The organism is Streptomyces sp. NPDC046870 (assembly GCF_040704595.1).
GTDB lineage: Bacteria > Actinomycetota > Actinomycetes > Streptomycetales > Streptomycetaceae > Streptomyces > Streptomyces argyrophylli.
In genome coordinates this window covers 16,478-39,890 of record NZ_JBEYXM010000032.1, presented here as the reverse complement: position 1 = coordinate 39,890, position 23,413 = coordinate 16,478, and the positions used below count along the sequence as shown (strand labels likewise).

Below are 23,413 nucleotides of genomic sequence, written 5' to 3'. Positions count from 1 at the left end.
AGACCTCCCCATGCTCCAACGACACCTCTCAGCCGCGTGCGCCGCCGCCCTGGCGGCGGGCGCCCTGCTCGTGGCCGGGCTCAGCGGCTCCGCGAGCGCCCGGCCGTCCGGCCTCCCGGCCGCGCGCACGGCGGCCGGGACGCTGCGCACCGACGCCGCCCCGCCCGCCCTCCTGCGGGCGCTGCGAAGGGACTTGGGCCTGAACCGGCAGCAGGCCGAACGCCGCCTCGACAACGAGGCGGAGTCGGGCGCCGCCTCCGGCCGGCTGCGGGCCGCACTGGGCGGGCACTACGCGGGCGCCTGGGTGAGCGGCGCGGAGTCGGACACGCTGACCGTCGCCACCACGGACCCGGCCGACGTGCCGGCGATCCGGGCCCGGGGCGCCGCCGCGCGCGTGGTGAACCACTCCCTGACCGTGCTCGACGCGGCCAAGGCACGCCTGGACCGGGTCGCCGCCCGGCACGCCACCACGGACACCCCGGTCTGGTACGTCGACGTCCCGACCAACACGCTGGTGGTGCGGGCGGTACGCACGGACGCCGCACGCTCGCTGCTGGCGGCGGCCCACGTCGACGCCTCCCTCGTCCGGGTCGTGAAGTCCGCCGAGCACCCCCGTCCGCTCTACGACCTGCGCGGCGGCGACGCCTACTACATCGACGGCAGCACCCGCTGCTCGATCGGCTTCCCGGTGACCCGCGGCACCCAGCAGGGGTTCGCCACGGCCGGCCACTGCGGACGGGCCGGCAGTGCCACCACCGGCTCCAACCGGGTCGCGCAGGGCACCTTCCAGGCTTCCGTCTTCCCCGGCAACGACATGGCGTGGGTGGCCGCGAACGCTGGCTGGACGGCGACGCCGTACGTCAACGGTTCCAGCGCGCAGGTCACCGGCTCCACCCAGGCCACGGTGGGCTCCTCCGTGTGCCGTTCCGGTTCGACGACGGGCTGGCACTGCGGGACGGTGCAGCAGCTGAACAGCAGCGTCACCTACCAGGAGGGCACGGTCACCGGGGTCACCCGCACCTCGGTGTGCGCCGAACCGGGCGACTCGGGCGGCTCGTTCGTCTCCGGCAGCCAGGCGCAGGGCGTCACCTCGGGCGGCACGGGCAACTGCACGAGCGGCGGCACGACGTACTTCCAGCCGGTCAACCCGATCCTCCAGTCGTACGGCCTGACGCTGAAGACGACCACGAGCGGTCCCGGCGACCCGGGCGATCCCGGTGATCCGGGCGGCACCTGGTCGGCCGGCACCGTCTACCAGGCGGGCGCCACGGTCACCTACGGCGGCGCCACGTACCGCTGTCTGCAGACCCACCAGGCCCAGCAGGGCTGGGAGCCGCCGAACACCCCCGCGCTGTGGCAGAGGCAGTGAGCGGCTGATCCCGGGCACCGCCGTCCGCCCGGACACTCCGGCCGTCACGACCGGAGCGTCCCGGGCGGCGGCCGGCACCGTCGCGCGGCGGCTAGTTCCCGGCCGTGCCCGGCTTGCCGCAGAACGCCGACTCCAGGGCGCCCGCCAACGTGTCCAGCACCTTCCCGTGTCGCGCGGCGGCTAGTTCCCGGCCGTGCCCGGCTTGCCGCAGAACGCCGACTCCAGGGCGCCCGCCAACGTGTCCAGCACCTTCCCGTTGTTGGACGTGTTGGCCACGGCCGTCAGACTCCGCCCCCCGTCCTTCGTGCCGAACGCGTACGTGTAGTACCCCTGCACCGCTCCCGTGTGCCCGTACACCGACACCCCGCAGGACAGATCCCGCCGCCGCAGCCCGAGTCCGTACGCCGTCGTGCCGGTCACCTCGGTGAACCGCTCCATCTCGGCGAGCCGCGCGGCGGACATCAGCTTCCCCCCGAGCAGCGCGCCGTAGAAGACGTCGAGGTCCCGCGCGCTGGAGATGATCGCCCCGGCGCTCTGCGCCCAGGACACGGTCTGCGCCGTCGCGTCGACCAGCGGCGCGCCCGCCGTGTCCGGCGTCAGGTACCCGTGCGCGTACCGGCCCGGGACCGCGGTGTCCGGATGGACGTAGAACGTGTCCTTGAGCCTCAGCGGCCGGATGACGCGGTCCTCGTACGCGGTCCGCACGGACTGCCCGGTGAGCTTCTCGATGAGCAGTCCGGCGACGACGAAGTTGGTGTTGGAGTAGGAGTACGCGGCGCCCGGCGCGTTGGTGCGCGGCTTCTTCAGGGACAGGGCGATCAGCTGCCGGTAGGTGAAGACCTTGTTCCGGACCGCCTCGAAGCCGGAGACACTGCTGGCGAACATGTCGTCGGTGTAGTCGTACAGTCCGCTGCGGTGGCCGAGCACATGACGGACCGTGATCCGGTCGTCCGGCAGCAGGCCGGGCAGGTAGCGGTTGACCGGCGCGTCGAGCGAGAGCCGGTGCTCGTCCACGAGCTGGAGCAGCACGACGGCCGAGAAGGTCTTGGTGACGCTGCCGATCCGGAAGCGGTCGTCGGTGCTGATGGGCCGCCGGGTGGCGCGGTCGGCCACGCCCTGGGCGACCCGGTACGTCCGGCCCCGGTCGTCGATCCGGGCCAGCGCCCCCGGCGCGCCCTGCGCCACCGCCGACCGCAGCACCGCGGCCAGGCCCGCGGTGTCGGGTGCCGGCAGCGCCGCCGGCACCGGTGTGCCCGGCCCCCCGGTCGCCGCCCGCGCCGGGACCGCCAGCAGGGACAGCGCGACCGCCGCGAGGACCGCTCCCCGCCCCCTCGTTGCCGAGACCATCTCCTGCCCACTCCCATCCGCCGGTTCCCGATGCGATGTCGGTCACATTCCGTCTTGGGAACCTAGGGGATCGAGCCCGCGTCTCCACAGCCGACACACAGTTGGTCATCCTGTGATCACTCTGCGGCTGGCATTCGTAAAGGATTGCCATAGAAGTTCGCGAAATGGATCATTCCGGCTTTACGTGCGCATGACTGATCCGCAAGGGTGGCCCCTCGGGGCCTGACCGGCCCCCGTGGCGCCCAACCGCGCCACGCCTCAAGGCGGTTGGGCAGTCCGGCCGCCTTCGAACGGAGGAACCCTGATCAGATTGCGTAGACCGCACATACGCACCGTGGCCGTCGCCATCGCGGTGACGACCGCTGCCACGGGCCTGGCCGGTACGGCCTTCGCGGCTCCTTCCACGGGGGTGGAGCGGTCCGCCGCCTCCGCCGCCCCGAACGCCACGGCGGTGGTGGAGGCGGCGCGCACCGCGGCCTTCGCGCACGCCTCGGCGACCGGCGTCTCCCAGGGCGACGAACTGCACGCGCAGGACGTCATGATCGACCCCGAGGGTGCCCGGCACGTCCGTTTCGTCCGCACCCACGACGACCTGCCGGTGCTCGGTGGCGACCTCATCGTCCACCTCGACCGCCGGCTCGGCTACACGGGCGTGACCCGTGCGGCCGACCACGCGGTCAAGCCGGCCGCCGCCAAGGCCAAGCTGACCGCGGGTCAGGCCGCCGCGAAGGCCGCCCAGGCCGCGAAGGGCGACGCCGGCAGCGCGCAGCTCGTCGTCGACGCCCGCGGCGGTGCCTCCGCGCTCGCCTACCAGGTCACCGTCACCGACAAGGACAGCGCCCGCACGGTCGTCGTCGACGCGGTCACCGGCAAGGTGCGCAGCAACACGCCGACCAGGGACGAGTTCCTGTCGCCGAAGCTGCTCGACGCCCTGCGCGAGCGCGGCGAGACCCTCGACCCGGCCACCGGCACCGGCTCCGACGCCGCCGTCTCGGGCCTGGTCGGCTCCCACGGCGCCGGCGCCGCGGCCTACCCGTCGGCCGCCAAGGGCACCGGCAAGACCCTCTTCGTGGGCACCGTCGGTCTGACCACCACGCAGACCTCGCGCGGCCACTACCAGCTCAAGGACCCGAACCGGTACGGCACCGAGACGCGGGACGCCAAGGGCTCGTACACGGAGAAGTTCAGCGCGGGCACGAAGCTCACCAACACGACCAACGTGTGGGGCAACGGCAAGACCACCAGCCGGGTCAGCGCCGCCGCCGACGCGCAGTACGGCATCACCAAGACGCTGGACTTCTACAAGTCCACGTTCAAGCGCAAGGGCATCGCCAACAACAGCAAGGCCGCGCAGGGCATGGTCCACTGGGGCAAGCAGGTCGCCAACGCCTTCTGGGACCCGGCCTGCAACTGCATGCTGTACGGCGACGGCGACGGCGACCTGTTCAAGAAGCCGCTCGTCGTGCTCGACGTCACGGGTCACGAGCTGACCCACGGCGTGGTCGAGGCGACCGCCAACCTCCAGCCGACCTTCGTCGACTCCGACGGCAACCAGTACGGCGAGCCCGGCTCGCTGAACGAGTCGCTCGCGGACATCTTCGGCTCGAACGTCGAGTTCTACGCCAAGAACACGAAGGACACGCCGGACTACCTGATCGGCGAGAAGCTGGGCCTCGCGCAGAAGTTCCTGCGCCGCCTGGACCACCCGTCCCTCGACAAGCTCGAGGGCACGATCGACTACTGGTCGGCGGACACCTACTACACCGAGGTGCACGCCGGTTCGGGTGTCTCCTCGCACGCCTACTACCTCCTTGCCGAGGGAAGCGGCAAGAAGACGATCAACGGCGTCAACTACAACTCGCCGACGTACCACAACATCGCGGTCAAGGGCATCGGCCGCACCAAGGCGACGGCCATCTACTACCGTGCGCTCACCCGCTACATGGTCTCCACGACCGACTTCCACCAGGCGCGCACCGCGACCCTGAAGGCGGCCAAGGACCTGTACGGCGCGAGCAGCACCGAGTACAAGACCGTGGACAAGTCGTGGGCCGCGGTCAACGTCACCGCCGCCAACACGCCGAGCGCCCGTCACTGACGGACACCGCACCACACCGGCACCACCGGATGCCCCGCCCCGTGCGGGGCATCCGCGTGTCCGGGGAGCCGTCGCGCGTTCTCAGCGCAGTGTCCGCGCCCAGTCCGCCGGCACCCGGCCCGCCGGGCCCGGCACCGGCTGGTCGGCGGGATGGCAGTCCGGGGGAGCGAGTTCGGGCCCGGAGCCGTACAGCTGGCCGGTGCTGAAGTCCCAGAACCAGTCCTCGCCCGGCTCGAAGCTCTGGATGATCGGGTGTCCCGTCTCGCGGTAGTGGGCGGTGGCGTGCTTCGAGGGGGAGTCGTCGCAGCAGCCGACGTGCCCGCACTGCGCGCACCGGCGGAGGTGGAACCACCAGCCGCCCGTCGCCTCGCACTCCACGCAGCCCGCGCCGCTGGGTGCGGCGCTGGGGTCGATTCCGTCGATGTCGTTCATACAGGCTCCTCTTCGGGCGTCTCTGCGGTCAGGGGAAGCAGCACCTGGAAGCGGGTGTCGCCGGGCACCGACTCCACCCGCAGGGCGCCGTGGTGCTTGTTGACGACGATCCGCCAGGAGATGTCCAGGCCGAGCCCGGTGCCCTCGCCGACCGGTTTGGTGGTGAAGAACGGGTCGAAGATCCGGTCCTTGATCTCCGGTGCCACACCGGGACCGGTGTCCCGGAACTCGACCAGCAACTGCTCGTTGTGCAGCGCCGTCCGCACGGTCAGCGTGCCCTGGCCGCCCGTGCTGTTCATGGCCGAGACGGCGTTGTCCACCAGGTTGGTCCACACCTGGTTCAGCTCGGCCGGGTAGGCGGGCACCGGCGGGAGCGTGCGGTCGTACTCCTTGACGACCTCGATGCCCCGCCCGATCTTCCCGGAGAGCATCAGCAGCGTGCTGTCGAGGAGTTCGTGCACGTCCACCACCCGGTACGGCGCCCGGTCCAGCTGCGAGTACTGCTTGGCCGCGTCGACGAGGTGCGAGATGCGGGTGGTGGAGTCCTCGATCTCGCTCATCAGCAGTTCGGTCTCGATGGTGTAGTTGAGCCAGCCGACCGCGTTCGGCAGGATCTCCTCGTCCACCGCCGCCGCGACCTGCTCCAGCCAGTCCACGTCGATCCCGGCCTGCACGAACGTGGGCGCCAGCTGCCAGCCCTGCTCGACGCCGTGGTCCTCCAGCCAGTCGGTGAGCGTGTCCTCCCGGTCGCTGGCCTCCAGCGGGCTGAGCGCCGGGGCCTTCGCGACCCGCTCCGCGGTGCGCTCCTGGATCTCGACCAGGCGCGCCAGCACATCGCGGGAGAACGGGCCCTCGGCGATCAGGCCGAGCTTGCGCCGCATCTTCGCGACCCGCTCCCGCAGGGTCGCGGTGGCCCGGACCGCCGCCGCGGCCGGGTTGTTCAGCTCGTGCGTGAGCCCCGCCGACAGCGAGCCCAGCGCCAGCAGCCGCTCCCGCTGCCCGATCATCGCCTGGGTGTTCTTCGCCCCGAAGAACAGGCCCTCCAGCAGGTGCACGGCCATCGGGAACCACTCGTGCATGACGTCGCAGAAGAGCTGCGCCGGCAGCACGAAGAACCGCGTCGGTTCGGTGACCCGCATGGAGTTGTTGTAGACCTGCTGGACCCGGTCGCCGAGGTACGCCTGCATCGCGCCCGCGTACACCCCGGGCTGCGAGGTCCGGATGACCTCCACGTCGTCGCCGCCGACCCGGCGGGACAGCACGACCGTGCCCTCGATCATCACGTAGAAGCAGGTGGCCGGCTCGCCCTCGGCGTAGACCGGGCCGGGCTGGAACAGCTCCACCCGTCCCTGGGCGCACAGCCGGCCCAGCTGCTCGTCGCTGAGCTTCTCGAAGAGGAACAGCGAGCCGACCTCCTGCGGGCTGCACGCCACGACCTGCCCGCTCACGACTGCTCCAGGTACCGGTGGACGAGCATCACGGCCATGGCTCCCTCTCCGACGGCGGACGCGACACGCTTGGCGGACTCGGAGCGGGCGTCACCCGCCACGAACACCCCGGGGATGCTGGTCTCCAGGTGGTACGGCGGCCGGTCCAGCTCCCAGCCGGCCGGCGGCCGCCCGTCGGCGGTCAGGTCGGGCCCGGCCAGGATGAACCCGCGCCGGTCGCGCAGCACCGTCTCGCCCAGCCAGTCGGTCAGCGGGGCGGCGCCGATGAACACGAACATCCACTGCGCGTCGACCCGCTCCCTCTCCCCGCTCACCGTGTTCCGCAGGGTCAGCTGCTCCAGGTGCTCGGCGCCGTGCGCCTCCTCGACGACCGTGTGGCAGCGCACCGAGATGTTCGCGGCCTCGCCGATTTGCTGGATCAGGTAGTGCGACATGGACGCCGACAGGTCCGGGCCGCGCACCAGCAGCGTCACCGACTTCGCGCCCCGGGACAGGTACATGGCCGCCTGGCCCGCCGAGTTGGCGCCGCCGACGATGTACACGTCCTGGCCCTGGCAGGAGGCGGCCTCGGTCAGCGCCGAGCCGTAGAACACCCCGCAGCCGGTCAGGTCGGTGCAGCCCGCCGCCTCCAGCTGGCGGTACTGCACCCCGGTCGCGAGGATCACGCTGTGCGCGGCGATCGCCGAGCCGTCCGCGAACCGCACGACGCGCGCGGCGCCGTTGACCTCCAGGCCCGTCACCTCGCGGGCGGTCAGCATCTCGGCGCCGAACTTGGCCGCCTGCCGCCGCGCCCGGTCGGTGAGCTGGGCGCCGGAGACCCCGTCGGGGAAGCCGAGGTAGTTCTCGATCCGGGAACTCTGCCCGGCCTGCCCGCCGGTCGCCGAACGCTCCACCAGCACGGTCCGCAGGCCCTCGGAGGCCCCGTACACGGCCGCGCCGAGCCCGGCCGGACCGCCGCCGATCACGACGAGGTCGTAGAAGTCGGCCGTCGGTGTCGTCGCCAGGCCCACGCGCGCGGCGAGCTCGGGCGCCTCCGGCTCCACCAGGACCGTGCAGTCCGGGGTGATCACCAGCGGCAGGCGCTGCCCGTCCTGCCCGGCCGCCGCCAGCAGCCGCTGTCCCTCCGGCTCGTCCACCGAGTACCAGCGGTACGGCACCTGGTTGCGGGCCAGGAACTCCCGCACGTCCGAGGAGCGCGCCGACCAGCGGTGCCCGACGACCTTGGTGCTGGGCACCGGCTTGTAGGCGCTGTTGCGCCACGCGTCCAGCAGATCGTCCAGGACCGGGTAGAGCTTCTCCTCCGGCGGGTCCCAGGGCTTGAGCAGATAGTGGTCCAGGTCGACCACGTTGATCGCGTCGATCGCCGCGTTGGTGTCGGCGTACGCGGTCAGCAGCACCCGGCGCGCGCCCGGGTACACGTCGAGTGCCTGCTCCAGGAACTCGATGCCGTTCATCTGCGGCATGCGGTAGTCGGCCAGGATCACCGCGACGAGGTCGCCGCGCAGCTTCAGCTCGCGCAGCGCGTCCAGCGCGGACTCGCCCGACTCCGCGCGCACGATGCGGTACGTCCCGCCGTAGCGCCGTCTGAGGTCGCGGGCGACGGCACGGGAGACCCCCGGGTCGTCGTCCACGGTCAGGATGACGGTCCGCGCGGTGTCGGCGGCCTGTGTCATACGTCTCCCACCCGAGTGTCGGTTCCCCCTCCGGTCGGTGTCGTGCGGACCACCGCGCCGGTTCCAGGCCATCGTATGTTCGGTCCGCCTGGATGCGCTTGTCCTACGGAGACCGGTACTTGCCTGACAGCGACCGGCGCGCGCGTCCCGCTGTCCGGGGGACCGGCGTGACGGGTCGTGGGAGCGATCATCATGACGGTGCGCCGGCGCCCGGCAGCGGGCACCCGGTACCCGAGGACACGACGACGAGGAGGCCCACGGATGACACGCCCGATCACGGCAGGGGTGGACGGTACGGAGGAGAGCCTGGCCGCTCTGGACTGGGCGGCCCGGGAGGCCGTGCGCCGGGAGCTGCCGCTGCGGGTGGTGCATGCCTGGCGGTACGCGGAGGCGCTCGCCGCCGGCCGGGACACCCAGCGCGGGTGGGTGTCCGCGGGTGTCGAGGAGGCCGTGCGCACCGTCTCGGAGCGGCACCCCGGGCTGACGGTGAGCACCGACGTGGTGGAGGGCGCGGCCGCGCACACGCTCGCCGACGCGGCGGCCGGCGCCGAGATGCTGGTGCTCGGCTCGCGCGGCCACGGACCCGTCGTCGGGTTCCTGCTGGGCTCGGTCGGCCAGCAGGTCATCGCGGAGGCGGCCCGGCCCGTGGTCCTGGTCCGCGCCGAGGACCAGCCCGCGGCGGAGGCGGCCGGCCGGGACGTCGTGGTCGGCCAGCACGGCGGCCCCGAGGACAGCGCGGCGGCGCTGCGGTTCGCGTTCGAGACGGCGGCGTCCCGTGGCGCCGCCGTCCGCGCCGTCCGTGCCTGGACCCTGCCGCCGGTCTTCGCCTACAGCCCCGGTTCGCTCAAGCTGCTCGACGACGCGGGCGGTCTCGAACCGTACGAGAAGCAGGCGCTGGCCGAGGCCCTCCGGCCGTGGCGGGAACGGTTCCCCGAGGTGCCCGTGGCCGAGCACGTCGAGATGGGCAGCGCCGGCCAGGTGCTGCTGTCGATGACCGGCCGGGCCCAGCTGATGGTCGTCGGGCGCCGCGCGCGCCGCACGGCCGTCGGCGCCCGGATCGGTTCGGTCGCGCACGGGGTGCTGCACCACGCCGACTGCCCGGTGGCCGTGGTCCCGCACGAGTGACCTACTCCGGGCCGGCCGCCGTCTCCAGGCCGGCCCGGGCCTTGGGCAGGACGTTGTCGATGTAGTCCTGGACGGCGGTGTCGAGACCTATGTCGTGCTGGGCGCGCTCGGACAGGTACCAGCGGTGTTCGAGGAGCTCGTGGTAGATCTCGGCCGGGTCCATGGAGCCGCGCAGCTCCGGTGGCACGGCCCGCACGGTCGGCCGGAACACGTCCCGCACCCAGCGGTGGGCGAGGACCTCCGGGCGGGCGGCGAGGGGATCGCCGGGCGCGTAGTCCTCCTGGGTGGCCATCCAGCTCTCCAGGTCGTTCAGCAGCCGCCTGGCCTGGTTCTCCTCGGCGTCCAGACCGGTCAGCCGGAGCAGCTGCCGCTGGTGGTGGCCGGCGTCGACGACCTTCGGCACGAAGGTGACCGTGTCGCCGTTGGAGGAGTGCTCGATCTGCATCTCGGCGACGTCGAAGCCGAGGTCGTTCAGGCGGCGGATCCGGCGCTCGATGTAGTGGTACTTGCCCGCCGGGTACACCGAGGTGCGGGTCAGCTCCTGCCACAGGCCGTGGTAGCGGGTGCAGATCTCGTGGCCGAACTCGACCGGGTCGACGGACGGGTGCAGCGCGCCGGACGCCTCCAGGTCCAGCAGCTCCCCGCTGATGTTCACGCGGGCCAGGTCCAGGTCGTAGTCCCGCTGTCCGGGGCTGAGCCGGGGATGCAGGTCGCCGGTCTCGGCGTCGACCAGGTAGGCCGCGTAGGCGCCCGCGTCCCGCCGGAACAGGGTGTTGGACAGCGAGCAGTCGCCCCAGGCGAACCCCGCCAGGTGCAGGCGGACCAGCAGGACGGCGAGGGCGTCCATGAGCCGGTGCATGGTCGCCGGGCGCATGGTCGTCTCGAACATCGACCGGTACGGCATCGAGCCGCGCAGGTGCCGGGTGACGAGCACCGGCTCCAGCGGGTCGCCGGAGGGGTCGGTGCGGCCGGTGACCACGGCGAGCGGGTCGACGGCGGGGATGCCGAGCCGGTCCAGGTCGCGCAGCAGCTCGTACTCGCGCAGCGCGGGCCGCTCGGCCAGCTCCTTGACGGCGATCACCTCGTCGCCGGCGTGGGCGTAGCGCACCACGTGCCGGGAGATGCCGCGGGGGAGCGGCACGAGGTACTCCTCGGGCCACTCCTCCAGCGGGGTGTCCCAGGGGAGCGCGAGCAGGAGCGCGGGATGCTCCGGGTTCGTGGCGCTGATCTGCAAGGCCATGGCACGAACCCTAAGGCCCCGTACATCGGTTCGAGGAAGCCGGTCCCTGCGGGGCGCTCCGCGTGCTTCGGGCGGCCGGGGTTCCCAGCGGGGCCGGGGGCTCCGGAGGGGGCCGGTTCTTCCGCGCGGTGTGGTGCGCGGGGAGGCTCGGTGTGTTCCGGTCCACTGTGCGGTGGGGCCCCGCCGGGGGGCTCGACACGGTCCGGGTGGGTCCGGTTCCTGCGGGGGGCGTGGTTCGGGGGTTGGGGTTCCAGCGGGGCCGGGGTTCGGCTGGTGCGAGGGGCGGCTATCGCTCCGTGAGGCTCGGTCCGGCGCTCCGGGAGTCCGGTGGCTCCGGCCTCTGCGCGGTCTGTTCCTCCCGCCGGTCCGGCGTACGTCGGGTGTTCCGGTTTCCTGACGGGGGCAGGCTTCGGAGGGGCAAGATCGTCGCGCGCCCCGTTCGCTCCAACGCTCGGCGCGCCCAGGGCAACCCGGCCCTCCGGGAGACCCTGCGCGCTTCGGGGGCGCCGGGTCTCCCGGGGGACGGTGTCTCCGGGTGGGCCGGTGTCTCGGGCCGGGTGGCCGGCTAGGACGCCCGGTCGCGGGCCTGTTCGGCCGCGGCGCGTACCGAGCCGTGATGGAGCGGTCCGTGGCCGGGCAGCAGCGTGTCGCCGTCGAGCGCGGCGACCACGTCCAGGGAGGCCAGCGTCCGCGCGCGGTCGTGGTGGAAGAAGTCGGGCAGCAGTTGCGGGCCCTTGACCCGGGAGGTGGCGTGCCCGCTGACCAGGGCGTCCCCGGAGATCACGATGCCGGCGTCGGGCAGGTGGTAGACGCAGTGGCCGTCCGTGTGGCCGGGGGTGTGCACGGGGACTGGCCGTCCCGGCAGGTCGAGCGCCCCCTCGGTGGGGAACGGCTCGGGGGCCGTGACGGGGTGCTGCTCCGTGCCGCCCACGCGGATCACGTGCACGGCCCAGGGCAGCACGCCGGGCCGCCAGGCGTTGCGCACCACGTCGGCGATGGTCGCCTGCTGGAGGAAGTCGCGCCGGGCGTGCGGGACCTCGGCCGGGTGGAGATAGACCGGGGTGCCGTGGGCGGCGCGCAGGTACTCGGCTGAGCCCAGGTGGTCGTTGTGCGCGTGGGTGATGAGGACGGCGGTGACCGCGTCCGGTGAACTGCCCACCTCCGCGAGGGACTCCAGCAGCCCGGCCCGGTCCCCGGGGTAGCCGGTGTCCACCAGTGTGACGGCGTCGCCGTCCTTCAGGATCACCCAGTTGGTGTTGTGGCCGTGCACCAGATAGGTGCCGTCGGCGACTTGTCTTACCTCTGCCCGCATGATGTCTCCGAGCCCTCCGCGGCGGATCGTCGGGGACAGCCAACCAGACGGGCGCTCGACCCGCGCGAGCGGGCCCGGTCGTCAGTGCACACCGTGCGGACGGAACTGGATGCTGATGCGCGGTCCCGTGGCCCGGCTGGTCTTGGGAACGCAGTGCTCCCAGGTGCGCTGGCAGGAGCCGCCCATCACGATCAGGTCGCCGTGGCCGAGCGGGCGCCGGACCGCCGTGCCGCCCCCGCCGGCCGGCCGCAGCAGCAGGTCGCGGGGCTCACCCACGGAGAGGATCGCGACCATCGTGTTCTCCCGGGAGCCCCGGCCGATCCGGTCGCCGTGCCAGGCGACGCTGTCCCGGCCGTCGCGGTAGTAGCACAGCCCGGCCGTGGTGAACGGCTCGCCCAGTTCGCCGGCGTAGTGCCGGGACAGGGCGGTGCGGGCCTCGTCGAGGACCGGGTGGGGCAGCGGGTCCGCGGCGCGGTAGAAGGCGAGCAGGCGCGGTACGGACACCACGTTGTCGTACATCTTGCGCTGCTCGGCCCGCCAGGGGACCTCGGCCGCCAGGTGTTCGAACAGGTCGTCGGCGCCGCTCAGCCAGCCCGGCAGGACGTCGATCCAGGCGCCCGAGCCCAGCTCGGTCCGGCGCAGCCCGCCGAGCGGGCCGAGCCGCAGCTCGTCGGTCTGGTCGAACAGGGAGCCCTGGAGGTGCGTGGACATGGGCCCAGCGTACTCCTTAATCGAAAATACGTTCCTATTGATCAAGGGGAGCCGCAGGAGATCCGGCCCGGCCGGAGGCTTTCGATACATCGGTGTATCCGATACATTCGCGTATCGAACCGGAGGAGGCAGCCATGGAGACGGCGGGACGCGTCACCCGGCGCCGGGTCCACACCCGCGCCCGGCTGCTCGACGCCGCGTTCGCGGTGTTCGCGGCGAAGGGCTACGGCCGCGTCTCCATCGAGGAGGTCTGCGAGGAGGCGGGGTTCAGCCGGGGCGCGTTCTACTCGAACTTCGCCACCCTGGACGAGCTGTTCTTCGCCCTGTACCAGCAGCGCGCCGACCTCATCGCCGCCCAGGTGGCCGACGCCCTCGCCCAGGACGGCCCCGACCTCGACGTGCCCGCCTCCGTGGACCGGGTCACGGAGGTGCTGCTGCTGGACGTCGACTGGCTGCTCGTGAAGACCGACTTCCTGGTGCACGCGGCCCGGCACCCGGTCGTCGCCCGGGCGCTCCTCGAACACCGCGCCCGGCTCCGGGAGGCCATCGCCGACCGGCTCTCCCGGGCCCGGGGCCACACCGCACTGCCCGCCGTGCTCGGCGACGTCGACGGCGCCGCGCACGCCGTGGTCGCCGCCTACGACGGGGTCACCACCCAACTTCTGCTGGACCGGGACGTCGAGACCGCCCGGATCTGGCTGAAACAGCTGCTCACCGCGCTGCTCACGGACGGCAGCCGCACCCCCGCCACCTGAGCGCGGCCGGAACGGCACCGCCGTACGAGCGCAGCGCACCGGCACGGGCCGGCACCGGACCGAGTACCGCACCGAGCACCGTCAGGAAGGACACAGTCGTCATGGACGCGGACGTCATCGTCGTCGGAGCGGGTCTCGCCGGCCTGGTCGCGGCGCACGAGCTCACCAGCCGGGGCCGCCGGGTGGCCCTGGTCGACCAGGAGAACGCCGCCAACCTCGGCGGCCAGGCGTTCTGGTCCTTCGGCGGGCTCTTCCTCGTCGACTCGCCCGAGCAGCGCCGCCTCGGCATCAAGGACTCCCCGGCCCTCGCCTGGAGTGACTGGCAGGGCAGCGCGCGGTTCGACCGGCTCGCCGACGAGGACTCCTGGGCGGTGCGCTGGGCCCGCGCCTACGTCGAGTTCGCGGCCGGCGAGAAGCGGTCCTGGCTCCAGGGACACGGCATCGAACTGCTGCCGACGGTCGGCTGGGCCGAACGCGGCGACCTGCGGGCGGACGGGCACGGCAACTCCGTGCCCCGCTTCCACATCGCCTGGGGCACCGGCACCGGCGTGGTCGAGCCCTTCGTGCGGTACGCACGGCAGGCCGCCCGGGACGGGCTGCTGACCTTCCACCACCGCCACCGGGTGGACGAACTGGTCGTCGAGGACGGCACGGCACGCGGTGTGCGCGGCACCGTCCTCGCCCCCGACGACTCCCCGCGCGGCGTCGCCTCCAGCCGCGACCGGGCCGGCGACTTCGAACTCACCGCCCAGGCCGTGGTCGTCACCACCGGCGGCATCGGCGCCGACCACGACATCGTCCGCCGCCACTGGCCCGAGCGGCTCGGCACACCCCCCGCCAAGATGGTCACCGGCGTCCCCGCCTACGTCGACGGCCGCATGCTCGACATCAGCGCGGAGGCGGGCGTACGCCTCGTCAACCGCGACCGCATGTGGCACTACACCGAGGGCCTGCACAACTGGGATCCGATATGGCCCGGCCACGGCATCCGCATCCTGCCCGGACCGTCGTCCCTGTGGCTCGACGCCCTCGGCCGCCGGCTGCCCGACCCCTGCCTGCCCGGCTACGACACGCTCGGCACCCTCCGGTACCTGCGCACCACCGAGGACATCGCCGGCTACGACCACTCCTGGTTCATCCTCACCCGGAAGATCATCGAGAAGGAGTTCGCGCTCTCCGGCTCCGAGCAGAACCCCGACATCACCGCCAAGGACCGCAAGGCCGTGCTGCGCGACCGGCTGCTCGGCAAGGGCGCCCCCGCACCGGTGCGGGCCTTCCTCGACCACGGCGCCGACTTCGTCACCGCCGGGAACCTGGAACAGCTCGTCGAGAAGATGAACGCCCTGACCGGGGAGCCGCTGCTGGACGCGGCCCGGGTGCGCCGCCAGATCGAGGCCCGCGACCTCCAGATCGCCAACCCCTACAGCAAGGACGCCCAGGTCCAGGGCATCCGCAACGCCCGCCGCTACATCGGTGACCGCCTCGGCCGCGTCGCCGCCCCGCACCGCCTCCTCGACCCGGCCGCCGGCCCCCTCGTCGGGGTCCGGATGCACGTGCTGACCCGCAAGACCCTCGGCGGCATCCAGACCGACCTGGACTCCCGGGCGCTCGGCACCGACGGCACGCCGATCGAGGGACTGTACGCGGCCGGAGAGGTCGCCGGGTTCGGCGGTGGCGGTGTCCACGGCTACAACGCCCTGGAGGGCACCTTCCTCGGCGGCTGTCTCTTCTCCGGCCGCGCGGCGGGCCGGCACGCTGCCCGGCACACCGGCTGACCTCAGCCCTCCACCAGCTCCGCCAGGACGTGCGCGTGGCTCTCCTCCGTCCTCCTGGACGCCGTGAGGAGGGTCACCGTGCCCTTGCGGGCCGACTCCCGGAGGCGGTCCAGCAGCTCGGCGGCCCGGGGTGCCTCCAGTTCCTGCTCGTAGCGGCTCCTGAACTCCTCGTAGGAGCCCCCGCCGTGGTACCACGTGCGCAGTTCGCTCGACGGGGTCAGTTCCTTGGGCCACTCGTCCACCCGCACCGCGTCCTTGGCGAGGCCGCGCGGCCACAGCCGGTCGACCAGGACGCGCAGGCCGTCGTCCGGCTCGGGCGGTTCGTAGATCCGGCGCACACGCACGCTCACGGCGGGGCCCCTCTCGGGTCGTGGACGGTCGTGCGAGCGTACTGCGCCGATCTCCGCGCACCCGGCGGCGACGCGGCACGACTTGACCGGAACAAGGGGGAAACCGGGCCCGCGCGGCGCCTACTCTGACGGCCAGTCGATCACCGGCCACTTCCGAGGAGCACATGTGACGCCGTCCCGCAGACAGCCCGCCCGTCGCCGTACCGCCGTCCTGGCCACCGTCCCCGTCGCCGTGGCCGCCCTCCTCGGCGCCGCCGGCCCCACGGCCCCGGGCACCACCGGGGCGCCCGGCGCGGGCGACCCGTACTTCCCGCTCAGCGGCAACGGCGGCTACGACGTCCGTCACTACGACCTGACCCTGCGTTACGACACCTCGGCCCGCCGCCTGGACGCCACCGCGGTGCTCACCGCCCGCGCCACCCAGCGGCTCAGCCGCTTCGACCTCGACCTCAAGGGCCTGACGGTCACCGCCGTCACCGTCGACCGCACGAAGGCGGCCTTCCGGCGCGACGGCCAGGAACTCGTCGTCACCCCGCGCCACGCCCTGCGCGCCGGGCAGGACTTCCGCGTGACCGTCGCCTACCACGGCACCCCGAAGCCGGTCACCGACCCCGACGGATCGGCGGACGGCTGGATCCCGACCGACGACGGCGCGTTCGTCGCCGGCGAGCCGCAGGGCGCGATGACGTGGTTCCCGGCCAACGCCCACCCGAAGGACAAGGCGTCGTACGACTTCACCATCACCGTCCCCGAGGGGCGCACCGCCGTCGCCAACGGCGTCCTGCTCGGGCAGCGCACCACCGGCGGCAAGACGACCTTCCGGTGGCGTCAGACCCAGCCCATGGCCGCCTACCTGGCCACCGCCTCCATAGGGAAGTTCCGGGTCGAGCGGTACACCACCCCCGACGGCATCCAGGTGTACAACGCGGTGGACGCCCGCGAGGCCCGCGCCGCGGCGCCCGTGCTGAAGAAGCTGCCCTCGGTGCTGGAGTGGGAGAGCAAGCTGTTCGGGCCGTACCCGTTCCGGGCCGCCGGGGCCATCGTCGACCACGCCCCGGACGTCGGCTACGCCCTGGAGACCCAGACCCGGCCGGTGTACGACTCCGCACCGGACCTCGGCACCCTCGTCCACGAGAGCGCCCACCAGTGGTTCGGCGACTCCGTCACCCTCACCGCGTGGAAGGACATCTGGCTCAACGAGGGCTTCGCCACCTACGCCGAGTGGCTCTACGAGGAGCAGCACGGCGGCCGGAGCGCCCAGCAGGCCTTCGACTCCCTCTACTCCCGCCCCGCGAGCGACGAGTTGTGGGCCTACCCGCCCGGCGACCCGGGCAGCGGCGCGAACATCTTCGGCACCCCCGTCTACGCCCGGGGCGCCATGGCCCTGCACGAGCTGCGCCGGGCCGTCGGCGACCGGGACTTCTTCCGGACCCTGCGGGCCTGGGCGACCGGACACCGCGGCGGGCACGGGACCACGGCACAGTTCGTCCGGCTCGCCGAGAAGACCTCGGGCAAGCGGCTGGACGGGCTGTTCCGCACCTGGCTCTACACGCCGGGCAAGCCCGACCGCCCGTGACCGCGGAGCGGTTCCACCCGTACCCGTGACGCTGACCGGTTCCAAACAACTGCCGGTCAAGATCGGCTCATGATCCGACGCAGAACCGCCGTCGCTCTCCTCGCCTCCCCGCTGCTGCTCACCGGCTGCGGCGGCGGAGCCGAGGCGACCGAACGCCGGGCCCCGGCCCGCCGTCCGGCACCGGCACCCACCCCCCGCGGCAGCACACCGGCGGCCCCGCGCGGCATACCCGGCCTCGGGCCCGAGCGGGCCGCGGCGATACCCGAGCGCTGCACCCAGGCCGTCGTCGTCACCGGGCGCGGCCAAAACTCCCCGCTCTGCACCGTCGTGCTGCACCAGCGCACCCCCACCGGCTGGCAGGCCGGACCCGCCTGGCCCGGCCACAACGCGCTGCGCGGCTGGAGCGCCCACCACGTGCTCGGCGACCTGCGCTCCCCGCTCGGCGTCTACACCCTCTCCGACGCCGGCGGCCTGCTCCCGGACCCCGGCGGCAAGCTCCCGTACCACCACTCCAGCGGATTCCACTCGCCCGGCACCGGCTTCGAGGGCGAACCCCTGGAGGGTTCCTTCGACTACGTCGTCGCCATCGACTACAACCGCCGGCCCGGCACCTCGCCCCTGGACTGGACCCGGCCCCTCGGCCCGGGACGCGGCGGGGGAGTGTGGCTGCACGTCGACCACGGCGGACCCACCCACGGCTGCGTCAGCGTCGCCAAGGCGCACATGAAGGACCTCCTGCGCACCCTCGACCCCGGCCGGCACCCGGTCGTCGTCATGGGGTACGCCGACTGGCTCGCGCACTGAGCCGCTTAGGATCCGAACTCGTGTGCGCACATGTGCTGGTCGCCGAGGACGACGAGAAACAGGCCGAACTGCTCCGCCGCTCCCTGCTGGCCGAGGGCCACACCGCCACCGTCGTCCACGACGGCGCGGCGGCACTCGACGCCGCCCGCCGGCTGCGGCCCGACCTCGTCGTCCTGGACCTGATGCTCCCGGTCCTCGACGGCTTCGGCGTGTGCCGGGCGCTGCGCGCCGGCCCGGAGCAGCCGGACATCCCGGTGGTCATGCTCACCGCCCGCTCCGCCGAGGACGACGTACTGCTCGGCCTCGACGTCGGCGCCGACGACTACCTGACCAAGCCGTACAGCCCGCGCGAGCTGATGGCCCGTATCCGCACCGTCCTCCGGCGCAGCGGGCGGGGCGTCGGCACCCGGGACGACGACCCGGTCGTGCGGGCCGCCGGGATCAGCGTCGACCCGGTACGGCACGAGGTGCGCTGCGACGGCGCGCCGGTGGAGTGCACACCGGCCGAGTTCCAGATCCTGCTGGCCATGGCGGGGGAGCCGGAGCGGGTGTTCACCCGGCGGCAACTGCTGCACTGCACCCGCGGCTTCGACCGGGCCTCCACCGAGCGGGCCGTCGACGTGCACATCATGAACCTGCGCCGCAAGATCGAGGCCGACCCGCGGCGGCCGGTGCGGCTGCTGACCGTGTTCGGCGTCGGCTACAAGCTGAGCGGCACCCGGCGGTGAGGCGCCGCATCCCGGTGCGCAAACGGCTGGTCGTCCGGCTGCTGTTCGTGTCCGCGCTGATCGCCGTCTGCTCCGTGGCGGCCACCGCCTGGCTCGCCGTGACCACCACCACCAGCGCCCTGAAGGAGGAGCAGGGACAGGACCTCGCCGCCGGCAACCGCATCCTCGCCCAGCTCAGCGGCTACGCGGCCACCCACTCCGACTGGGCGGGCATCCGGCCCACCCTGCGGGAGCTGGCCGCCCGCACCGGCCGCCGGATCGCCCTCACCACCGCCGACCGCACCCTGGTCGCCGACTCCGCGCCCCCCGGCACCCCGCTGCCGCCCCGGCCCGCCGCCACCGTCGACCCGCTGCGCACCGACACCTACACCGAGATGGGCGCCCAGCTCAGCGGCATCGATCCGCGCGCGGTGGGCCCGTACCTGCTGCCGGCCGCGGAACGCGTCAAACTGGACTCGCTGGCCGCGCAACGCGAACACTGCTACGAACGCCACGGCCTGACGGCCACCACGGAACGGACCGAGAGCGGGCGGCCGGTGGTCACCGTCGCGGACGGCGCCGACCCCTCCGCCTACGGCGCCGACGTGTGCGAGGACGGCCGGCTCAACACCCCCACCGCGACCGAACGGAAGGCCCTGGACGCCCTGTCCGACCTGGTGCGGCCCTGTCTGCACAAGGAGGGACTGGCCCTCGGCGGACGCCTGTTCTTCACGTTCGACCCCGGCGGCAAGGACCCCTTCGGCGGCGGTTTCCTGGTCGCCAAGCTCGCCAGGCTCGGCACCGGCGAGGCCACACGGACCGCCCAGCGCTGTGTCCAGACCGCCCGCCGTACCCAGCTCCAGCCCTATGTCGCCCCGGTGGCCGAGCTGTTCCTCGGCATCGGCGACCAGAACCCCGCCCGCTTCGACATGTCACCGGCCAACAAGGCCAAGGTGGTCGGCGTCGCCGGGCTGGTCCTCGCCGTCACCGTGGCCGTGACCGCCGTCGTCGCCGTCCGGCTGGTACGGCCGCTGCGCGCGCTCACGCTCGCCGCACAGCAGCCGCCCGAGCTGCACGTGCGCGTGCCGGTGACCACCCGGGACGAGACCGGCATCCTCGCCGAGGCGTTCAACGACCTCACCGAGCGCCGCGCCCGCCTGGAGGCGCAGCGCAAGGCCATGGTCAGCGACATCGCGCACGAGCTGCGCAGCCCCCTCACCAACATCCGGGGCTGGCTCGAGGTCGTCCGGGACGGCGTCGTCGACCCCGACCCGGCGCTGCTGGACTCGCTGCACGAGGAGGCGCTCGTCCTCCAGCGGATCATCGACGACCTCCAGGACCTGGCGGCGGCCGACGCCGGCACCCTGCGCCTGCACCGGGAGCTGCTGCCGGCCGGTGACCTGCTCGACCAGGTCGCCGCCGCCCACCGCGTCGCCGCCGACGCCGCCCAGGTCGCCCTGCGCACCGGGGCCGACGCCGCCGCCTGGCTGGACGCCGACCCGGTGCGGATGCGGCAGGCCCTCGGGAACCTGGTCTCCAACGCGCTGCGGCACACCCCCGCCGACGGCACCGTCACGCTCGCCGCGCGCCGGAACGGCGACGAGGTGGTCCTCACCGTCACCGACACCGGCTCGGGCATCGCGCCCGAGGACCTGCCGCACGTCTTCGAGCGGTTCTGGCGCGCGGAGAAGTCCCGCAGCCGCCGTACCGGGGGCAGCGGGCTCGGCCTGCCGATCGTCCGCCACCTGGTGGCCGCCCACGGCGGCACGGCCGGGGTCAGAAGCGAACCGGGGGCGGGAACGGTCTTCACGCTGCGGCTGCCGGCCGCCCCGCCGCCCGGCGACGAGCTCTGAGACGGGTGAGGGCGGAGCAACGGAATCCGATTTCCGGGGCGCGCCGGGGGTACTCCGGTCGCGCGAGCGCAGCAGGAGGAGGCTGAGGGAGGTCATGCCATGAGCGGAGCGGACGACCTGCCGGTCATGTCCACGCTGGCCGAAGTGGCCCGCCTGGTGGAACAGCACCAGGGACTGTACGTGCGCTGGTCCAAAGGGCCGGGCACCGACCTCGACCGCGTCTCCAGCATCGACGAACTGACCGGCGTCCCCATGCCCGGGCTGTCCGCCAACCCGCTCGACGTCGAGAAGTGGTGGGAGGACCGGTCGGTGGAGCTGTGGGTGGCGCGCCGCCTCTACGACTACGCGCACCTGCCGCACGACAAGGGCCCCGGCGTGCGCCCCTGGGTGCTGCGGGGCCACGAGAGGGGCCGGGGCCCGGACAACGAGCCGCTCGTGGCGGAGGTCGAGCCGCTGTGCTGGATCGCCGGTGAGGTGATCGACGCGGCCCGGGACGAGGTGGCCCGGCAGGAGCGGGAGTGGGGGACCCTGCGCCGCGGTGGCCGCTGAGCCCCCCTCCGGCCCCGCCGGGCCGCCGGTCAGCCGGAGCGTTGCCGGGAGCGGGCGCGGCGCCGCAGCGCCCGGCGTTCCAGTTCCGTCGTACCGCCCCAGACCCCGATGCTCTGGCCCGTGTCCAGCGCCCAGTCCAGGCACTGCTCCCGGACCGGGCAGCGCCCGCACACCGCCTTGGCCTGCTGTGCCTGCACCTGCGCGGGTCCGGTCGTGCCGATCGGGAAGAACAGATCGGGGTCCTCGTGACGGCACGCGGCATGTTCGCGCCAGTTCTCCATCGGAATCTCTCCTGGTTCGGATCGAAGTCGTCCGTGCCTTGTCGCATGCGTCGCCGTTGGGGCGTGGAGGCGTTCCGCACGCGTTCTCCGGTTCGGGTGACCGGTCAGGAGGGCGTGAAACGGCGGAACGCGCGGAGATAGCGTGACGAGCGCGCGGCGGTCGCCCCGGCGGCACCGGCCCACGCGCGCGCAAGACGCCCAACAGGGCGGGCCGCGGCCCCCGCAGAACACCGGCCCTCCCGACGGGCACCTGGCGCCGAGGAGTTCACACCGGCCGGCCTCCCCACGGAGAAACCCCGTCACTCGGCGAGCTCCCGTCGGCCGCCGGGAAGCTGACGGACCGCCGGGGGAGGGACACGCGCGGTCCCGCAGCCGAACGGTGCGGAGCGGTGCTTCAGTGCCCGGGCCGGGTTCCGTCGGGACGCGGGCTCAGCCGCGCAGCGTTTGCGATGCCGTCGTCGTCACCGCCTCGGCGAGGGACGCCAGTGCCGGCGAGTCGAGCTTCCACTGCTGCCAGTACAGCGTGACGTCCATCCACGCGCCGGGGGCGAGCACGGCCAGCCGGCCCCGGTCGAGCAGCGGGCCCGCCTGGACCTCCGGGACCATGCCCCAGCCCAGCCCCGCGGCGACGGCGTCCAGGAACCCCTCCGAGGTGGGCACGTGGTGCCGGAACGGGCCGGCACAGGCGCGGCCGAGCCGGCGGGCGAAGGCGTCCTGGAAGTCGTCCTTGCGGTCGAAGACCACGACGGGTGCCAGGGACAGCGCCTCCGGCAGGGGCCGTCCGCCGAAGTGGGCCGAGGTGAACTCCGGGGCGGCCACCGGCAGGTAGCGCATCCGGCCGAGCGGACGGACCGTGCAGCCGGGCACCGGGTCGGGTGAGGAGGTCACCGCCGCCATCACCAGCCCCTCGCGCAGCAGCGCCGCCGTGTGGTCCTCGTCCTCCCGGCGCAGTTCGTAGCACAGGCCCGGAACCCGGGTCAGGGCCGGCAGGAACCAGGTCGCCAGCGAGTCCGCGTTCACCGCGACCGACACCCGCGTCGGCTCCCCGCTGCCACTCAGCCCCAGCTCGCCCCAGGCGTCCCGCTCCAGCCGGGCGAGCTGCCGGGCGAACCGCACGAGCACGGCGCCGGACTCCGTGGGCCGTACCGGCCGGCCGCGCTGGAGCAGCACCCGGCCGGTCCGCTGTTCGAGGGCCTTGACCCGCTGACTGACCGCGGACGGCGTCACATGCAGCGCGGCGGCGGCCGCGTCGAAGGTGCCCTCGTCGACCACGGCCAGCAGCGTCCGGACCTGCTCCAGAGGCAGCTCTGACATCACGAACGCTAATGGTACGTAAAAATCTTTAGCTGTACTTGTGATCAGGGCTTCCTTAGCGTCGACGGCATGAACCACGCCCTGTCCGCCGCGGCCGCCGGCTTCGGCACCGGCCTCTCCCTGATCGTCGCCATCGGCGCCCAGAACGCCTTCGTCCTGCGGCAGGGGGTGCGCCGGGACGCCGTCCTCGCCGTCGTCGGCATCTGCGCCCTGTCCGACGCGGTGCTCATCGCGCTCGGCGTCGGCGGCGTCGGCGCGGTCGTGGTGGCCTGGCCCGGCGCGCTGCGGGCGATCGGGATCGTCGGCGGGGTGTTCCTGCTCGGCTACGGCGCCCTGGCCGCCCGCCGGGTGCTCAGGCCCGGCACCGGACTGCGCGCGGAGGGCGAGGCGGCCGGCTCGCGCCGCCGGGCCGTGCTCATGTGTCTCGCGATGACCTGGCTGAACCCGCACGTCTACCTGGACACCGTGTTCCTGCTGGGCTCCCTGGCCGCCGACCGGGGCCCGCTGCGCTGGACGTTCGGACTCGGCGCAGCGCTCGCCAGCCTGTGCTGGTTCGCCGCGCTCGGCTTCGGCGCCCGGCTGCTCGGCCGGTTCCTGGCCCGGCCCGGCGCCTGGCGGGTCCTGGACGGCCTGGTCGCCCTCACGATGCTCGCCCTCGGCACGACCCTGGTCGCCGGCTCCTGAGACGGACCGT

21 protein-coding genes are annotated in these 23,413 nt (G+C 73.3%); 11 read left to right on the top strand and 10 right to left on the bottom strand.

Annotation, left to right across the window (positions count from 1 at the left end):
• The first annotated feature begins 10 nt into the window (after positions 1–10).
• The gene (locus AB0946_RS37555) at positions 11–1,369 is read left to right on the top strand and encodes a carbohydrate-binding protein (RefSeq protein ID WP_366765211.1); all 1,359 of its coding nucleotides are present in this window, start codon (positions 11–13) and stop codon (positions 1,367–1,369) included.
• Positions 1,370–1,549: 180 nt separating this feature from the next.
• Here AB0946_RS37555 and AB0946_RS37550 read toward each other — a convergent pair whose 3' ends face one another.
• Positions 1,550–2,716: a serine hydrolase domain-containing protein gene (locus AB0946_RS37550; RefSeq protein WP_366765210.1), complete on the bottom strand. Its 1,167-nt coding sequence runs from the start codon at positions 2,714–2,716 to the stop codon at positions 1,550–1,552.
• 334 nt (positions 2,717–3,050) lie between these two features.
• On the opposite strand from AB0946_RS37550, the gene AB0946_RS37545 reads away from it, so the two are divergent.
• Positions 3,051–4,814, top strand: a complete 1,764-nt coding sequence (locus AB0946_RS37545) for a M4 family metallopeptidase (protein ID WP_366765209.1) — start codon at positions 3,051–3,053, stop codon at positions 4,812–4,814.
• An 81-nt stretch (positions 4,815–4,895) separates the two neighbouring features.
• Here AB0946_RS37545 and AB0946_RS37540 read toward each other — a convergent pair whose 3' ends face one another.
• Genes AB0946_RS37540 through AB0946_RS37530 form a run of 3 tightly spaced genes read right to left on the bottom strand, consistent with a single transcriptional unit; the run spans position 4,896 to position 8,367 of the window.
• A complete protein-coding gene (locus tag AB0946_RS37540) occupies positions 4,896–5,246 on the bottom strand; it encodes a UBP-type zinc finger domain-containing protein (protein WP_366765208.1) in 351 nt (116 codons plus the stop codon).
• Positions 5,243–6,694: an ATP-binding protein gene (locus tag AB0946_RS37535; RefSeq protein WP_366765207.1), complete on the bottom strand. Its 1,452-nt coding sequence runs from the start codon at positions 6,692–6,694 to the stop codon at positions 5,243–5,245. The genes AB0946_RS37540 and AB0946_RS37535 overlap by 4 nt, the downstream gene beginning before the upstream one ends.
• Positions 6,691–8,367: an FAD-dependent oxidoreductase gene (locus AB0946_RS37530; RefSeq protein ID WP_366765206.1), complete on the bottom strand. Its 1,677-nt coding sequence runs from the start codon at positions 8,365–8,367 to the stop codon at positions 6,691–6,693. Before AB0946_RS37530 ends, AB0946_RS37535 begins: the two co-directional genes overlap by 4 nt.
• 261 nt (positions 8,368–8,628) lie before the next feature.
• Between AB0946_RS37530 and AB0946_RS37525 the strand changes: the two genes are divergently transcribed.
• Entirely contained in the window at positions 8,629–9,492 is an 864-nt protein-coding gene (locus AB0946_RS37525; RefSeq protein WP_366765205.1) for a universal stress protein, read from the top strand.
• A gap of 1 nt (position 9,493) precedes the next feature.
• Here AB0946_RS37525 and AB0946_RS37520 read toward each other — a convergent pair whose 3' ends face one another.
• The 3 genes from AB0946_RS37520 to AB0946_RS37510 form a co-directional block, all read right to left on the bottom strand.
• Positions 9,494–10,732 carry a DUF4032 domain-containing protein gene (locus AB0946_RS37520; protein ID WP_366753018.1) on the bottom strand — a complete coding sequence of 413 codons (1,239 nt, stop codon included), beginning with the start codon at positions 10,730–10,732 and terminating at the stop codon, positions 9,494–9,496.
• A 565-nt stretch (positions 10,733–11,297) separates the two neighbouring features.
• On the bottom strand, positions 11,298–12,044 hold the full coding sequence (locus AB0946_RS37515) for an MBL fold metallo-hydrolase (protein WP_366753019.1): 747 nt from the start codon (positions 12,042–12,044) through the stop codon (positions 11,298–11,300).
• A gap of 81 nt (positions 12,045–12,125) precedes the next feature.
• A complete protein-coding gene (locus AB0946_RS37510) occupies positions 12,126–12,755 on the bottom strand; it encodes an alpha-ketoglutarate-dependent dioxygenase AlkB (protein WP_366765204.1) in 630 nt (209 codons plus the stop codon).
• 134 nt (positions 12,756–12,889) lie between these two features.
• On the opposite strand from AB0946_RS37510, the gene AB0946_RS37505 reads away from it, so the two are divergent.
• A complete protein-coding gene (locus AB0946_RS37505; protein ID WP_366765203.1) occupies positions 12,890–13,510 on the top strand; it encodes a helix-turn-helix domain-containing protein in 621 nt (206 codons plus the stop codon).
• A 101-nt stretch (positions 13,511–13,611) separates the two neighbouring features.
• Positions 13,612–15,285 carry an FAD-binding dehydrogenase gene (locus AB0946_RS37500; RefSeq protein ID WP_366765202.1) on the top strand — a complete coding sequence of 558 codons (1,674 nt, stop codon included), beginning with the start codon at positions 13,612–13,614 and terminating at the stop codon, positions 15,283–15,285.
• 2 nt (positions 15,286–15,287) lie between these two features.
• On the opposite strand, the gene AB0946_RS37495 is transcribed toward AB0946_RS37500, so the two are convergent.
• Complete coding sequence (locus AB0946_RS37495; protein ID WP_366765201.1) at positions 15,288–15,635, bottom strand: DUF488 family protein; 348 nt, start codon at positions 15,633–15,635, stop codon at positions 15,288–15,290.
• 166 nt (positions 15,636–15,801) lie between these two features.
• On the opposite strand from AB0946_RS37495, the gene AB0946_RS37490 reads away from it, so the two are divergent.
• The 5 genes from AB0946_RS37490 to AB0946_RS37470 all read left to right on the top strand — a co-directional run bounded on the left by AB0946_RS37490 (position 15,802) and on the right by AB0946_RS37470 (position 21,124).
• Positions 15,802–17,211 carry a M1 family metallopeptidase gene (locus AB0946_RS37490; protein WP_366765200.1) on the top strand — a complete coding sequence of 470 codons (1,410 nt, stop codon included), beginning with the start codon at positions 15,802–15,804 and terminating at the stop codon, positions 17,209–17,211.
• A gap of 69 nt (positions 17,212–17,280) precedes the next feature.
• Entirely contained in the window at positions 17,281–18,015 is a 735-nt protein-coding gene (locus AB0946_RS37485) for a L,D-transpeptidase family protein (protein WP_366765199.1), read from the top strand.
• Between the two features lie 20 nt (positions 18,016–18,035).
• Positions 18,036–18,743: a response regulator transcription factor gene (locus AB0946_RS37480; protein WP_366765198.1), complete on the top strand. Its 708-nt coding sequence runs from the start codon at positions 18,036–18,038 to the stop codon at positions 18,741–18,743.
• Positions 18,740–20,575 (top strand): HAMP domain-containing sensor histidine kinase, encoded by a 1,836-nt coding sequence (locus tag AB0946_RS37475; protein WP_366765197.1) that lies wholly within the window; start codon positions 18,740–18,742, stop codon positions 20,573–20,575. The genes AB0946_RS37480 and AB0946_RS37475 overlap by 4 nt, the downstream gene beginning before the upstream one ends.
• A gap of 99 nt (positions 20,576–20,674) precedes the next feature.
• Complete coding sequence (locus tag AB0946_RS37470; protein WP_366765196.1) at positions 20,675–21,124, top strand: DUF6098 family protein; 450 nt, start codon at positions 20,675–20,677, stop codon at positions 21,122–21,124.
• Positions 21,125–21,153: 29 nt separating this feature from the next.
• Here AB0946_RS37470 and AB0946_RS37465 read toward each other — a convergent pair whose 3' ends face one another.
• The gene (locus AB0946_RS37465) at positions 21,154–21,405 is read right to left on the bottom strand and encodes a WhiB family transcriptional regulator (protein WP_171160258.1); all 252 of its coding nucleotides are present in this window, start codon (positions 21,403–21,405) and stop codon (positions 21,154–21,156) included.
• 429 nt (positions 21,406–21,834) lie between these two features.
• Positions 21,835–22,722, bottom strand: coding sequence for a LysR family transcriptional regulator ArgP (locus AB0946_RS37460; RefSeq protein ID WP_366765195.1), 888 nt, complete (start codon positions 22,720–22,722; stop codon positions 21,835–21,837).
• 66 nt (positions 22,723–22,788) lie between these two features.
• Here AB0946_RS37460 and AB0946_RS37455 point away from each other — a divergent pair, with 66 nt between their 5' ends.
• Positions 22,789–23,403, top strand: a complete 615-nt coding sequence (locus AB0946_RS37455; RefSeq protein WP_366765194.1) for a LysE/ArgO family amino acid transporter — start codon at positions 22,789–22,791, stop codon at positions 23,401–23,403.
• The last annotated feature ends 10 nt before the right edge of the window (positions 23,404–23,413 follow it).

Coding starts and splice junctions, on each gene's coding strand:
- AB0946_RS37555 (WP_366765211.1), top strand. CDS start 11: ATGCTCCAACGACACCTCTCAGCCGCGTGCGCCGCCGCCCTGGCGGCG.
- AB0946_RS37550 (WP_366765210.1), bottom strand. CDS start 2,716: ATGGTCTCGGCAACGAGGGGGCGGGGAGCGGTCCTCGCGGCGGTCGCG.
- AB0946_RS37540 (WP_366765208.1), bottom strand. CDS start 5,246: ATGAACGACATCGACGGAATCGACCCCAGCGCCGCACCCAGCGGCGCG.
- AB0946_RS37530 (WP_366765206.1), bottom strand. CDS start 8,367: ATGACACAGGCCGCCGACACCGCGCGGACCGTCATCCTGACCGTGGAC.
- AB0946_RS37525 (WP_366765205.1), top strand. CDS start 8,629: ATGACACGCCCGATCACGGCAGGGGTGGACGGTACGGAGGAGAGCCTG.
- AB0946_RS37520 (WP_366753018.1), bottom strand. CDS start 10,732: ATGGCCTTGCAGATCAGCGCCACGAACCCGGAGCATCCCGCGCTCCTG.
- AB0946_RS37515 (WP_366753019.1), bottom strand. CDS start 12,044: ATGCGGGCAGAGGTAAGACAAGTCGCCGACGGCACCTATCTGGTGCAC.
- AB0946_RS37510 (WP_366765204.1), bottom strand. CDS start 12,755: ATGTCCACGCACCTCCAGGGCTCCCTGTTCGACCAGACCGACGAGCTG.
- AB0946_RS37505 (WP_366765203.1), top strand. CDS start 12,890: ATGGAGACGGCGGGACGCGTCACCCGGCGCCGGGTCCACACCCGCGCC.
- AB0946_RS37500 (WP_366765202.1), top strand. CDS start 13,612: ATGGACGCGGACGTCATCGTCGTCGGAGCGGGTCTCGCCGGCCTGGTC.
- AB0946_RS37485 (WP_366765199.1), top strand. CDS start 17,281: ATGATCCGACGCAGAACCGCCGTCGCTCTCCTCGCCTCCCCGCTGCTG.
- AB0946_RS37470 (WP_366765196.1), top strand. CDS start 20,675: ATGAGCGGAGCGGACGACCTGCCGGTCATGTCCACGCTGGCCGAAGTG.
- AB0946_RS37465 (WP_171160258.1), bottom strand. CDS start 21,405: ATGGAGAACTGGCGCGAACATGCCGCGTGCCGTCACGAGGACCCCGAT.
- AB0946_RS37455 (WP_366765194.1), top strand. CDS start 22,789: ATGAACCACGCCCTGTCCGCCGCGGCCGCCGGCTTCGGCACCGGCCTC.